Here is a 14,437-nt window from a genome sequence, read left to right as displayed (position 1 = left end):
TCGCCTACGCAGCAGGAAAGGTCCGACGTTGTTCTCGGAAAGTGTTTGCAGGTCTTAGGGAATGGTTTTTCAACAGCCATAAAAAAGGCCGCTGCAAACGCAGCGGCCAAGGTAAGACGTTGGATCAAGGAGCTACAAATCAACGTCAGTGAACACCGGGGCGATGAACCGACATCTCGATTCATCTGAAATCTGTTGCCAGTCGCTTCCATGACTCAGCGTAGCTGGCTTCGTGCTTTTCGGTGTATTGCCTGAAAGCGCGCTCAGAATAAGGTGTTGAGCCTGTAGGAAAAATACCGATCTCTGACATGCACTGTTACGGGGCATGTAACAGTCATCTCGCCCCACCGGCTTCATGCGCGGTACTGATGATCCTCCATCCAGCCAATCCATGGCTCGCGCAAAGGCCCGTTCCGCAAGGGCATTCATCCTTTCGAGCGACAACACGAATACCTCCTTGGTGCGCTTATCGACCCGGTCACCCGGCAGTAGGGTGGGGCCTTCTGTCACTCACCGGGGAAGACGCATGACAACAAAAACAATGCGCGCCATCTTCACACCGCAGGCGCTGGCAGCCGCGGTGGCTTTGGGTTGCTGTGCTCAGGCGCAGGCGGTTTCGTTCAATATCGGGGAAATCGAGGGGACGTTCGACTCGTCGCTGTCGATCGGTGCGAGTTGGGGCATGCGCGATGCCGACAAGTCGCTGGTCGGCACAGTCAACGGTGGGACCGGACAATCCTCGACCGGTGATGACGGACGCTTGAACTTCAAGAAGGGTGAGACCTTTTCGAAAATCTTCAAAGGCATCCACGACCTCGAATTGAAGTACGGCGACACCGGTGTGTTCGTGCGTGGCAAGTATTGGTACGACTTCGAACTCAAGGACGAAGACCGCGAGTTCAAACCGATCAGCGACAGCGGCCGCAAGGAAGGCGCGAAGTCCTCCGGGGCGCAGATTCTCGATGCGTTCGTTTATCACAACTATTCCATCGCGGACTTGCCGGGCACTGTGCGCGCCGGCAAGCAAGTGGTCAGTTGGGGTGAAAGTACCTTCATCGGCAACTCGATCAACAGCATCAACCCGATCGACGTTTCGGCGTTTCGGCGCCCCGGTGCCGAGATCAAGGAAGGCCTGATTCCGGTGAACATGCTGTTCGGCTCGCAAAGCCTCACCGACAAACTCTCGGTGGAAGGTTTCTATCAACTGGAGTGGGATCAGACGGTTCTCGACAACTGCGGCACGTTCTTCGGTGTCGATGTGGCGTCGGACGGGTGCAACAACAACTACACCGTCGGCAGCCCTGCGATTGCACCGTTTGTGCCGTTGACCCAAGCCTTTGGTCAAGGCATTCAGGTAACTCGCGAAGGCGTGGTGGTACCCCGTGGCGGCGACCGCGATGCGCGGGATTCCGGCCAGTGGGGCACGGCATTGCGCTGGCTCGGTGACGACACCGAGTACGGCCTCTACTTCATGAATTACCACAGCCGCACACCCACGGTGGGGACCACCACCGCGGGGCTTTCGACCCTGGCGGCATTGCCGGGTATGGTCGGCATCGCCAACCGTCTGGCCCCCGGCAGCGGTTCGGGACTGGCGCAAAGTGTGATGCTCGGACGTGGCCAGTACTACCTCGAATACCCTGAAGACATTCGTCTGTACGGTGCGAGTTTTTCGACCACGTTGCCGACCGGCACCGCGTGGACCGGCGAGATCAGCTACCGGCCCAACGCTCCGGTGCAGGTCAACACCAACGACCTGACACTGGCGCTGCTAAACCCGATTGCCGGCGGTGCCGCGTCACCGATCGCCACCACACCGGGTTCTGACAACAAGGGCTATCGCCGTAAAGAAGTCACGCAAATCCAGAGCACGCTCACGCACTTCTTCGATCAGGTCTGGGGCGCTCAACGTCTGACCCTGGTGGGTGAAGCCGCGGTGGTGCGGGTCGGCGGCCTGGAGTCGCGCAACAAGCTGCGTTATGGCCGTGACTCGGTGTATGGGCAGTACGGTTTCGGCGGCGACACCGACGGTTTCGTCACCTCGACCTCATGGGGCTATCGCGCGCGGGCCATCCTCGATTACGCCAACGTGATCGGCGGGATCAACCTCAAACCCAACCTGTCCTGGTCGCATGACGTTGCCGGTTACGGCCCCAACGGCCTGTTCAACGAAGGCGCGAAAGCGATCAGCGTCGGCGTCGATGCCGACTACCGCAACACCTACACCGCAAGCCTGAGTTACACCGACTTTTTCGGCGGTGACTACAACGTCCTCGAAGACCGTGACTTCGTGGCCCTGAGCTTCGGCGTGAACTTCTGATCTGCCCGAGAAGGATGAATGCAATGCGCAAAATGATTCTGCAATGTGGTGTCCTCGCCCTCAGTCTGCTGGCGGCCAACGTGATGGCGGCGGTGTCGCCGGATGAGGCCAACAAGCTGGGTACCAGCCTCACTCCGCTGGGTGCCGAGAAGGCCGGCAACGCTGACGGCTCGATTCCGGCCTGGACCGGCGGCATTCCGAAAAATGCCGGGGCGGTAGACAGTAAAGGCTTCCTCGCTGACCCGTTTGCCAATGAAAAACCGTTGTTCACCATTACCGCGGCGAACGTCGATCAGTACAAAAGCAAGCTCTCCGACGGCCAGGTGGCGATGTTCAAACGTTACCCGGAAACCTACAGGATCCCGGTCTACCCGACCCACCGCACGGTCGCGGTGCCGCCGGAAATCTATGAGTCGGCCAAGCGCAGCGCACTCAACGTGACCAGCATCAATGAGGGCAACGGCCTGGCCAATTTCACCGGCAACCGTTACTACGCGTTCCCGATTCCGAAGAATGGCGTTGAGGTGTTGTGGAACCACATCACCCGCTATCACGGCGGCAACCTGCGGCGGATCATCACTCAGGTGACGCCACAGACCAATGGCAGCTACACGCCGATCCGCTTCGAAGAGGAGATCGCCGTGCCGCAACTGATGAAGGATCTCGATCCGGAAAAAGCCGCCAATGTCCTGACCTTCTTCAAGCAGTCGGTGACTGCGCCGGCACGTCTGGCCGGTAACGTACTGCTGGTGCACGAGACCCTCGATCAGGTGAAGGAGCCGCGTCTGGCATGGATCTACAACGCCGGTCAGCGCCGGGTGCGCCGCGCACCGCAAGTGGCCTATGACGGCCCGGGCACTGCGGCTGATGGCCTGCGCACGTCGGACAACTTCGACATGTTCTCCGGTGCCCCGGATCGCTACGACTGGAAACTGGTCGGCAAGAAGGAAATGTACATTCCGTACAACAGCTACAAGCTCGATTCGCCGAAGCTCAAGTACGACGACATCGTCAAGGCCGGGCATATCAATCAGGATCTGACGCGTTATGAACTGCACCGCGTGTGGGAAGTGATCGGCACGGTCAAACCGAGCGAGCGGCACATCTACGCCAAGCGCCACATGTACATCGACGAAGACAGCTGGCAGGTGGCTCTTGCCGACCACTATGACGGTCGCGGGCAACTGTGGCGCGTCGCCGAGGGGCATGCTCAGTACTACTACGATCACCAGGCCCAGGCCTACACCCTCGAGGCGCTCTACGACATCATTGCCGGCCGTTACATTGCACTGGGGATGAAGAACGAAGAGAAGCACAGCTTCGAATTCGGCTTCGAAGCCAAGGCGGCCGACTACACGCCATCGGCCCTGCGCGCTGAGGGTGTACGGTAATTCGTCGAATACCGCCGTGAACCTGTGGCGAGCTCCCTCGCCACAGCGGTTCTGTTCAAATGATCAGAATAAGACCAGGTGGTCGCGTTTTTATGGCCGCCAATCAGCGTGCTGAATACTCGTCAACAAGCGGTCTGGAGAGGGCTAGGGTGAACCCACAACTATAAAAAGGCTCACCCGATGACCGCCATGACGCTGTGTCTGGATCGCCCCGGATTTTTACCCAGACTCTCCTCCCATCATCAATCGCGCCCGCGCTTGAGTGAGCCATTGCTGGCCTCGGTGGCGCGGGTCAGGCTGATTTGCGCCCCTGCTGGCAGTGGCAAAAGCGCGCTGCTGACCGAGTGCATGCTCCAGGCACCTGTGGCGTGCGAGGTGCGTTGGTTGCCAATGGCGGGCGCCACGCTGAGTGTCGGCGAATTCTGCCAGCGTCTGACCCAGGCGCTGGGGCTGGCGGAGTACGTTGATGAGTCGGGTTTGATCGCGACCCTGGCGCATTGGTCGACACCCACATGGCTGTTTATTGATGACTACGCTCGACTGCCGGATCCGGCGCTGGACGCTTTGCTCGATCGCCTGTTGGCTGTCAGCAGTCCGGCGCTGATCTGGTGGATCGGTACGCGCCGACGTCCACAATGCAACTGGCCGCGACTGCTGCTTGGCGATGAATTGTACGAGTGCGAAAGCACGACACTGGCGCTGACGCAACACGAGATCGCCGGTGCCTTGCGGCATCTGGCGCCGGAACAGGCTGGCCATGTCGCCACGCGCATCGTCCAGCGCACCGGTGGCTGGTGCGCCGGTGTGCGCATGGCACTGCTGCAGAAGTGCGACTGGTCGCAAAGCATTCAGCCGCAACAGCGCGTCGACACCTTGCTCGATTATCTGCAACACGAACTCTTCAGCAGCCTCACCCCGGAGTTGACCGAGGCGTGGCGGGTACTGGCGCATCTGCCGCGCTTCAATGCCGAACTGTGTGAGCACTTGTTGGGTGCCGGGGAGGGCGCGCAACACCTGCGGACGCTGCATGCGCTTGGCTGTTTTATCGAACCGTGGAATGACTCGCCGCACTGGTTACAGATCTTTGCGCCGCTGGCCCGGGTCATGCGCGAGGAACAATGGCCCTCGGCCCGCTCCTGGCACCGTCGGGCCTGCCAGTGGTTCAGTGCCGAGCAGGACTGGCGCTCGGCCTTCGAGCAAGCGCTCCTGGCCGAGGAGTACGAGACGGCGGTCAGCCTTTTGCAGCATTTCAACTTCGAGCACCTGTTCGAAGAACAGACGGTGGTGCTGTTGCTGCGCCTGCATGAATGCCACAGCGAAGAGCTGACCCTGAGCACCCCCCAGTTGATCGGTTTGATCACCGCCGCTTTGCTCTTCGCCGGTCGTTTTGAACAGGCGGCACATTGTATCGGGCAGCTGTCGCGGTTCATGCCGCAACCCTCGGCTCAACAAGAGAAGCAACTGATCGCGCGTTGGCAGATGCTGCAAGGGTGGTTGATGCATTTGCAGGGACAAATGGCTCCGGCGCGGGAATATTTTCGACAAGCGTTGGAGGAACTGGCTGTCGATGCCTGGCCGGCAAGGTTGCTGTGCCTGTCGGGGCAGACGCAACAGGCGTTGTTGTGTGGTGACCTCGAACTGGCCCATGGCATCAATCGGGAGGCCCTATGCCTGGCCCGTGCTCAAGGCTCGCTGCTGTTCGAAGGTCTGCTCGAACTCGACCATGCTCAGGTGCTTGAGCAGCGTGGCGCGCCGGCAAGGGCCGAAAATCTGTTACTGAGCATCGAGCAATTGCTTTCTCACAGAGCCGAGCGCCCCACGCCATTGCTGGGCCGCATCGCATTGCGTCGAGGTCGGCTGGCCTTGTACATGGGGCGCGAGCAACAGGCAGCAGATTTTTTTTGCAAGGGGATAGAGGACTGCCTGCGCAGTCACGACAAACGCGTGTTGTATGGCTATTTGGGCCAGGCACAACTGGCGGCCAATCGAATGGACTATGCCCAGGCGTTCGAACGTCTGCATGAGGCCGAGAGGGTGATGCAGCAACGGCAGATACCGGACACGGTCTACCGCGGAGCGCTTTTGCAACTCAGCAGCCAGTTCTGGTTGCAGCAGGGGCGGCCGCAGTTGGCGCAAGAAGCGTTGAGCCGGGTATTGCGGCACTATCAACCACCCGAGGCGCTGCAGGCGCCTCCCGCCACTGTGGAGTTAATCCCGCGCATTCAATACTTGTTGATACTGGCCAAGGCTTATATGCATTGTGAAGAAGATCTATTGGGCCAGCTCGAGCCGCTACTGAAACAAGCGCAGAGCGGCGGAGCTTTGACACTGGAAGCGGAATTGCATTTTGCGTTGGCCGAAGTGGCATCGCTGCAGCAACAGCCATTCCGGCTGATCGAACACCGGGAGCTTGGTTGCAGGATTGTGCAACGAGCGAACCTGGATGGCGTGCGGCATCAGTTCTCTTTACTTCCTTCGAATTTTTTTCCTGAAGAAAAAGAGGTTTCTTTAGCCTGTTCCGAAAGTTTTGAGTGTGCCAGCGTGCTCAGTCGGCGAGAGCAGCAGGTGTTGGAGCTTGTTGCATTGGGTGATTCCAATCGGCAAATCGCGGAGAAACTTTTCCTTTCGTTGCATACTGTAAAAACTCATGTGCGAAGAATATATACAAAGTTGGCGGTGGAACGCCGGACTCACGCAGTAGCCAAGGCGAGATTGCTTGGCTTTAAGTTGTAAATAAAACACGGCAGAGTGGCTTTGTATTCAGATGTATATTGGCGTGGCGGATTAAACACGCTTGGAAAAGTTTTCGAGCTATCTTTTGTATGTGTGCCGGTATTAGTTTGATTTGCGAATGCAGTCGACAGGCAGTCGTTGCAATTATCAAACTGATCGGAATTTTTATTGATGAACTTTGAAAAAGTTGAAAATACGGCTCTTGCTCGCCAGGGCGAAGCATTGTCCAATATTGTGAAAGAGTTGGAACTGGTACCGGCTTTCAAAGTGATCGTGCAGGATTGTTTGCGGGAAGCTGTTGCGAAGATTGCGCCAGGAGTATTGGTTAGCAAAATTCATATCAATGTTCTTGAGGGGGGCAGCCAAAAAGCAAACGCGCCAATGGGACGTTTACTTGAGGTTTTTCTGGAGTGTTTGCAGCGCGGCGAAGTACCTGTTTACTCTCCGGCTATCTATGCGATTTACGATTATCCTGGTTCTACCGATTCACGGGATATCATCAAGGGCCTGGATGTTACGGCGGTCGAAAATATACTATCTGATTTGTTGGGGAATATTGCGACCCGTTACGTTTCCGCGTTAAAAAGATACTGGGAAATTAACGAGGTTTCCCAAAGTGGCTACGCGTATCCAAAACTTTCGCGCAAGTCTGCGTTGGCTGTTCTTCAATCGGTCTTGTTTGAGCGGGAGCTCGATTCATGGACGGCGCACGGTGAAATTACTCAGGAGGAAAGGGCGCGCATCAGTAGTACTGTTCAAGCGGGTTTGACAGGCATGGGTTACAGCGTCCATATCGAAGGCCGGAATGGCAGTTATGTTGAGCAAAACTCGATGTTTGTGGTGCCACTGACTAATCCGGTTCACGAACAACTGATTCCAGCAAGCGAGGGTGCCGTTGTTCTCTATTCGCGAGATCGAGGGATCGAGAAGTTCGCCTCCTCGCTGATACTTCAGCAAGCCCTGGTCTCGCGATTGAAGTGGACGGACACGCGGGAGGAGTTTCTGCAGGCGCTGCCGCTCGATGAGCGAGAAGGGTTTGCCTATGGTTACGATGTTCGCTTTTTGAAAGTCCATGGGAATCTGTTCGAACGTTACGCAGAGCAGACGTTGCACAAGGCCTACAGAGACGTCGAATACCACCTGGATCGACTCAACAGGGGCAGTTCGGATCTGGATGGGTGCATGGCGACCGTGGAGTCGACGCAGTCCTTGCCGGAAATTACTCATCACGCCAAAAAAAGGCAGGCCGGTCTTCTGAAGGTTGTGGAGCGGAATGCATGGCCAGACTGGTTGAAAACTACTTCGGATACCAATCAGGAAGTGTACGTTGCACTGCAACAGCGACTTCTCGAAGCCGAAGTAAAACATCATCAGACCACCCATGGCATAACGTCGCTCAAGGACTATTCTCGTGTGGCCGTGGAGGATTTTTTATCCCCGGGTGATGATGAGCGCGTTAATCCGGACAATGTACCCGTAGACATCATTCATACCGTACCGTTGGTGAACGGGCAGAAGATTGAGCTCACTGAGCGTAAAACGCTGACGCAGGTTTTCATGCACGGCGCCAATGATGATGCGGGGAGTTATAAAATTATCCCGCGAGTATTCACTGACAATCCAAAAATGACACCCACGAATCTGATGCGTGCGATTCAGACGCTGAACATCCGTGTGGCCTATAACACGGCGCGCCGCCTGCTTTACTCGCAATCCGATGTTGTCGAATCCATGCGGGAAGTTTTCGGGCGAAAGACCGCACTCACATTGTTTGCCGCTGTATTGCAAAAACATGTGACTTCGATCGCTCAGGATCTGGCAATGCGTTATAACTTTGGTGACGACTCTATCGAAACCATGGGCGTGTCACTCCGGGGCTGGATTAAACCCTTTAAGAGTTTGCTGGTGTATCGCAGGAAAGGTGTCGATGCCGAACGAAACCTTCATGTCCTTCATATGCCTGGACTTACCACAGGGAAGGAGTGGTATCAGTTTCCTGATCTGAAATCTTTACAGCATCAGATTGCACGCTGGGTAGTAAACAAGGAAAGCTGGGCCTATTTGAAAGATCAGGCATACGCAAGCGATAGCGCGAATATAGAGCGGTACTACCTGCACGATAGCCTTCATGAGATGCTTCAAGAATGGTGGTGGTCGGCTATCGAGGTGAAAAGCTTTTCCGAAGATGGTCCGTTGAAGGGCGCGGTTCAGAATCAGATCAGTTGGGATGCCGATCAGGCTGAAGTTGCTACACCGCAATGGTATGTAAAAGCCAAAGTCGCGGATCAGCGCCTGCTTAATCGTTTGAACTATGATTTCAAGGCTGTTTACCACCATGCTAAAGAAAAGCTCGAAATCGTGCCTTTCAAAGAGTTTTCGAGGAAGTTGGTCAGCCAGGAGCTCAACCGATACTTAGGTCGTTCGGGGACTGTTGCTGAAATTAATCCAGATGAAGTCTGGGTGAAATTTCATGCGGATTCGAAAATCAGCCTTACTGAACTGTTCGTTCAGTGGCAGCTGTGGCGCAGTGATGTAAGTGTCTTCCAGAAGTTCTTTTCCTGGGTTTCTCCCGCAGGTAACTATCTGACAGCGCTCGCAGAACAGTTGAGAACCGCACGCTTCTGGACGTTTACTGGCCAACCTGTCGAGCAGTTGAATGCCAAAGTCATCAACGATCTGATCGGTCTGACGCCAGGTGAAAAATACCTTCAGTATCTGAGAGAAAACTTCCTTGAGCCATCTGATGTCGACTTGAAGGTGAAGCTGTTTCGAAAGACAAAACAGAATGAAATGCTCAGGGCCGCGTTGATTCAGAAAATCAAGGGCGAGCTGTCGCAAGAGCAGTTCAACTGGCTGCAGCGGTTGATTGATGGTTTTGATCATGATTTGCCTCGCGAAAACGTCATCGCTGTGGGAGGCAAGCCGGGAATCGGTGTTTATGAGTTCACGCTCCAAGGTCGGGCCCTGACTGGCGCCTATGTGTTTGGGCGCAGAGTCAACAACCGAGACGAGTTTATGGTCTACGTGCCCAATACTCCGGATGGCAAAGACTTCTTCCCGCTTGAACAGCTGGCTGCTCGATTGACTGGTTCTGCCTTCAGGAAGGTTGTCATGGGTCTGGTGCGTCTGGAGCACCAGCAGATTGTCAAAAGTCTGATTGATAACTATTGGGACGCGAAGCCCTTGGTCACATCGACGCCTGATCTGACAAATAGCTATCCGATACTTAGTTTCCGACAACAGTACCGGGCAAAGATCAGCCATCTTATTGCCGATACGGACTTCCAGACGACCAGCCCATCAGAAGCATTCTGGAAAGATGCGAGGATTCTTGCTGAATTCGCACTGGACGTGGCTTCAATGTTTATTCCGCCCCTTGGTCTTGCAGCGTCGGTGTTGCGTATCACGACATCGGTTGTACAAGGCATTGTGGCCTCCAGCCAAGGTCTCGACGATGCGGCCAATGCTTATTTTGCATCGGCCTGGAGAGGCGCGATCATGCTGTATGTGGGTAAGGTCGGCGCCATTGGTTCTCCCGTGAATCCGCTTGCCTTACTGTCGAATGTCAGAGACTTTGCCGACGTGGTGAGCGCAGTGACCGGCGTTGAGGTCAGTATCAGCTATGTCACGGCTGTGGCTGCGCCGCCCATGGTGGTGAATAGCACGACCCGCTTGCTCAACTGAAGCGATAAACAGCACGAATCACCGCTGTCGGTCATTCGTGCTGTTGGCACGGTTCAGACATGTTCGGACTCATAGCCCATCCGCCAACTCACGGCCCGCGTCGCAGCCAATAAGCGCTGCGCCGCCGGGCCGTTTTCGTCGGCGTGGAACAGCGAGGTCGGGCCGACGATGGTCAATACGGCGGCGATCTGCCCGACGGCGTTGAACACCGGGGCAGACAAGGCATCCACACCCGGCATCAATAAACCATGCACATGATGCAGACCGCGTTCGCGGATCTGTTCACACAACGTCGCATAGGCCTTTTCATCCGCCAGCGGGTGATCGGCAACGGTGGTTTCCTGCTCACGCAGCTCATCGGTTTCCCGGTGTGGCAGATACGCGCTGAAGACCAGTCCGGTCGATGAACTGAGCAAGGGCAAGACCGAGCCCAATTGTGTCACCACCGTCACCGCGCGCACCGCCGGTTCGATATGCACCACGGTCGCACCCTGATTGCCCCACACCGCGAGGAAGCAGGTTTCGTTCAACTCGTCGCGCAACTCGGCCAGCGGCAGGGCGGCGACTTTCAGCACGTCCATACTGTTGAGGGCGGCCAGGCCCACACGCAGTGCTTCACGACCCAGGCCGTAATGGTTGGTGGCGGTGTTCTGCTCGGCAAATCCCGATGCGATCAAGGCTTGCAGATAGCGATGCACCTTGCTGGCCGGCATCTGCACATGTTCGGCCAGGCGCGACAGCGACGTGGACGGCGACAACTCGGCGAGGGCCTTGAGGATGTCGGTGCCGACTTCGGCGGAGCGGACTTTCTGTTTGCCGTTGCTGTCGCTGGTTTTTTCCATGGTGCGGTCGGGTTCCGATACGAATGGGCGTCTTTATAGCTTGACGCTGGATAGCGAGCAAATTACGTTATGCGTAATCGAATTACGATAATAACAACCCCGGCGTGCCGAAACCTCTGAGCCAGAGCGATGGGCCACTGCCGACTCCCTGTTCAGGAGGCTCCATGAACCTCGATTCAACCGCGTCGACGCTGGTTTACCAGTCCGGTTTCGGCAACGAATTCAGTACTGAAGCGTTGCCCGGCGCGCTGCCTGTCGGCCAGAACTCTCCGCAAAAAGCCCCCTACGGTCTCTACACCGAATTGTTTTCCGGCACCGCATTCACCATGACCCGCAGTGAAGCGCGGCGGACCTGGATGTACCGGATTCAGCCTTCGGCCAATCACCCGGCTTTCGTCAAACTGGAACGGCAACTGGCCGGCGGCCCGCTGGGTGAAGTGACGCCCAACCGGCTGCGCTGGAACCCGCTGGAGATCCCGGCCGAGCCCACCGATTTCATTGACGGTCTGGTGAGCATGGCGGCCAATGCCGGTGCGGATAAACCCGCCGGCATCAGCATCTACAGCTACGCCGCCAACCGTTCGATGGAACGCGTGTTCTTCAATGCCGATGGTGAATGGCTGCTGGTGCCGCAACTCGGCCGTCTGCGCATCGCTACCGAGCTGGGCATGCTGGAAGTCGCGCCGCTGGAAATCGCCGTGTTGCCACGCGGCCTGAAATTCCGCGTCGAGCTGCTCGACGCGCAAGCCCGCGGTTACATCGCCGAGAACCACGGCGCGCCGCTGCGCCTGCCGGATCTGGGGCCGATCGGCAGCAACGGCCTGGCCAATCCACGCGATTTTCTGACCCCGGTCGCCGCTTACGAAAACCTGCAGCAACCGACGACACTGGTGCAGAAATTCCTCGGTCAGCTGTGGGCCACCGAGCTTAATCACTCGCCGCTGAATGTGGTCGCCTGGCACGGCAACAACGTGCCGTACAAATACGACTTGCGCCGTTTCAACACCATCGGCACGGTCAGTTTCGATCACCCGGATCCGTCGATCTTCACCGTGCTGACTTCGCCGACCAGCGTCCACGGTCTGGCCAACCTCGACTTTGTGATTTTCCCGCCACGCTGGATGGTGGCTGAGAACACCTTCCGCCCGCCGTGGTTCCACCGCAACCTGATGAACGAATTCATGGGCCTGATCCAGGGCGAGTACGACGCCAAGGCCGAAGGTTTCGTGCCCGGCGGTGCGTCGCTGCACAGCTGCATGAGCGCCCACGGCCCTGACGGTGAGACCTGCACCAAAGCGATCAACGCCGAGCTTGCTCCTGCGAAGATCGACAACACCATGGCCTTCATGTTCGAGACCAGTCAGGTGCTGCGCCCAAGCCGCTTCGCCCTCGACTGCCCGCAACTGCAATCCAATTACGACGCCTGCTGGGCCACGCTGCCCGCCACGTTCGACCCGACCCGGAGATAACCCATGACTCAGAATTCGATTAATCGCAGTTGGGTCGCTTCGGCCAATGGCCACGCTGATTTCCCGTTGCAGAACCTGCCGTTGGGGGTGTTCAGCCTCAACGGTTCGGCACCGCGCGCGGGCGTGGCGATCGGCGAGCACATCTTCGACCTGCAAGTGGCGCTGGAGGCCGGTCTGTTCGACGGCGTCGCACGCAGTGCCGTCGAAGCCATGCATGGCGGGCTGTTGAATGCTTTCTTCGAACTCGGTCGCGAAGCTCGCGTGGCCTTGCGCGAACGCTTGCTGGAATTATTCAGCGAGGGCAGCAACCATCGCGGTGCCATCGAAGCCCAGGGCGCAAAACTGCTGCCACTGGCCGCCGATTGCCAGCTGCATCTGCCGGCCCGTATCAGCGATTACACCGACTTCTATGTGGGAATCGAGCATGCACAGAACGTCGGCAAACTGTTCCGTCCCGACAATCCGCTGCTGCCGAACTACAAGCACGTGCCGATCGGTTACCACGGTCGCGCCTCCACTGTGCGGGCGTCCGGTACCGACGTGCGTCGTCCGAAAGGCCAGACCTTGCCCGCCGGCGCCAGCGCGCCGATCTTTGGCCCGTGTGCGCGTCTGGACTACGAGCTGGAACTGGGCATCTGGATCGGCCAGGGCAACGAGATGGGCGAGCCGATCGCCATTGGCGACGCGGCCGAGCACATCGCCGGGTTCTGCCTGCTGAACGATTGGTCCGCCCGTGACATCCAGGCCTGGGAATACCAGCCGCTGGGTCCGTTCCTGTCGAAGAGTTTTATCACCAGCGTCTCGCCGTGGGTCGTCACCGCCGAAGCGCTGGCGCCGTTCCGCACGCCACAACCGGCGCGTCCGGAAGGTGACCCGCAACCTCTGCCGTACTTGCTCGACAACCGCGATCAGGCAGGCGGTGCGTTCGACATCGAACTGGAAGTGCTGCTGCTCACCGGGAAAATGCGCGAACAGAATCTGCCGGCCCATCGCCTGACCCTGAGCAACACCCGCTACATGTACTGGACCGTGGCGCAAATGGTCGCGCACCACAGCGTCAACGGTTGCCAGTTGCAGGCCGGTGACCTGTTCGGTTCGGGCACCTTGTCCGGTCCTGAAAACGGTCAGTTCGGCAGCTTGCTGGAAATCACCGAGGGCGGCAAAAAGCCGATCGAACTGGCCTCCGGCGAAGTGCGCAAATTCCTTGAGGACGGCGACGAAATCATCCTGCGCGCCCGTTGCGCCCGTGACGGTTTCGCCTCCATCGGTTTCGGCGAATGCCGCGGCACCGTGCTGGCGGCGCGCTGACAGGAGCGATTGATGGATCTCTATACCTATTACCGTTCGACCTCGTCGTACCGGGTGCGCATCGCGCTGGCACTGAAGGGCCTCGACCATCAGGCATTGCCGGTCAACCTGATCGCGCCGCCGGGTGGCGAGCATCGGCAAACGGCGTATCTGGCGATCAACCCACAGGGCCGGGTGCCGGCCTTGCGTACCGACGAGGGTGAGTTGCTGATCCAGTCGCCGGCGATCATCGAGTACCTGGAAGAACGTTATCCACAACCGCTGCTGTTGCCAGCCGACCTCGCCGCTCGCGCGCATGTGCGTGGCGTTGCGGCGGTGATCGGTTGCGATGTGCATCCACTGCACAATGTCAGCGTGCTCAACCGTCTGCGCCAATCGGGGTACGACGAACCACAAGTGGTGGAGTGGATCCGTCACTGGATCAGCCAGGGGCTGGCGACAGTGGAACAGTTGATTGGCGACAGCGGTTTCTGTTTCGGCGAGTGGCCGTGCGTGGCGGATGTGTACCTGATTCCGCAGTTGTATGCGGCCGAGCGGTTCAACGTCAGCCTGGACGACTATCCAAAAATCCGCCGTGTTGCCGCACTGGCTGCTGAACATCCGGCGTTCATCAAGGCGCATCCGGCCAACCAGCCAGATACCCCGTAAAGCTTCACGCCATGCCAATGTGGGGATTCGGCGACGCCTGAA

At 57.8% G+C, this 14,437-nt stretch carries 8 protein-coding genes; 7 read left to right on the top strand and 1 reads right to left on the bottom strand.

Annotation, left to right across the window (positions count from 1 at the left end):
- Positions 1-526 precede the first annotated feature (526 nt).
- From PseuLF5_RS24965 to PseuLF5_RS24950, 4 genes are all read left to right on the top strand, one after another.
- Entirely contained in the window at positions 527-2,320 is a 1,794-nt protein-coding gene (locus tag PseuLF5_RS24965; protein ID WP_123464747.1) for a DUF1302 domain-containing protein, read from the top strand.
- 23 nt (positions 2,321-2,343) lie between these two features.
- A complete protein-coding gene (locus PseuLF5_RS24960; protein WP_123464749.1) occupies positions 2,344-3,711 on the top strand; it encodes a DUF1329 domain-containing protein in 1,368 nt (455 codons plus the stop codon).
- A 180-nt stretch (positions 3,712-3,891) separates the two neighbouring features.
- A complete protein-coding gene (locus PseuLF5_RS24955) occupies positions 3,892-6,444 on the top strand; it encodes a LuxR C-terminal-related transcriptional regulator (RefSeq protein WP_340134918.1) in 2,553 nt (850 codons plus the stop codon).
- Between the two features lie 171 nt (positions 6,445-6,615).
- Positions 6,616-10,128 carry a dermonecrotic toxin domain-containing protein gene (locus PseuLF5_RS24950; RefSeq protein WP_340134917.1) on the top strand — a complete coding sequence of 1,171 codons (3,513 nt, stop codon included), beginning with the start codon at positions 6,616-6,618 and terminating at the stop codon, positions 10,126-10,128.
- A 53-nt stretch (positions 10,129-10,181) separates the two neighbouring features.
- Here PseuLF5_RS24950 and PseuLF5_RS24945 read toward each other — a convergent pair whose 3' ends face one another.
- Positions 10,182-10,970, bottom strand: a complete 789-nt coding sequence (locus PseuLF5_RS24945; RefSeq protein WP_123464755.1) for an IclR family transcriptional regulator — start codon at positions 10,968-10,970, stop codon at positions 10,182-10,184.
- A 164-nt stretch (positions 10,971-11,134) separates the two neighbouring features.
- Here PseuLF5_RS24945 and hmgA point away from each other — a divergent pair, with 164 nt between their 5' ends.
- The 3 genes from hmgA to maiA are packed head-to-tail and all read left to right on the top strand — an operon-like array spanning position 11,135 to position 14,395.
- Entirely contained in the window at positions 11,135-12,439 is a 1,305-nt protein-coding gene (gene hmgA, locus PseuLF5_RS24940) for a homogentisate 1,2-dioxygenase (RefSeq protein ID WP_123464757.1), read from the top strand.
- A gap of 3 nt (positions 12,440-12,442) precedes the next feature.
- On the top strand, positions 12,443-13,747 hold the full coding sequence (fahA, locus tag PseuLF5_RS24935) for a fumarylacetoacetase (protein WP_340134916.1): 1,305 nt from the start codon (positions 12,443-12,445) through the stop codon (positions 13,745-13,747).
- A gap of 12 nt (positions 13,748-13,759) precedes the next feature.
- Positions 13,760-14,395 carry a maleylacetoacetate isomerase gene (gene maiA / locus PseuLF5_RS24930; RefSeq protein ID WP_340134915.1) on the top strand — a complete coding sequence of 212 codons (636 nt, stop codon included), beginning with the start codon at positions 13,760-13,762 and terminating at the stop codon, positions 14,393-14,395.
- Positions 14,396-14,437: the final 42 nt, after the last annotated feature.

This window comes from Pseudomonas sp. LF-5 (genome assembly GCF_037626295.1).
In the GTDB taxonomy this organism is placed as follows: domain Bacteria; phylum Pseudomonadota; class Gammaproteobacteria; order Pseudomonadales; family Pseudomonadaceae; genus Aquipseudomonas; species Aquipseudomonas monsensis.
Note: the sequence above shows the minus strand (reverse complement) of the source record. Positions and strands in the feature narration are given on the sequence as shown.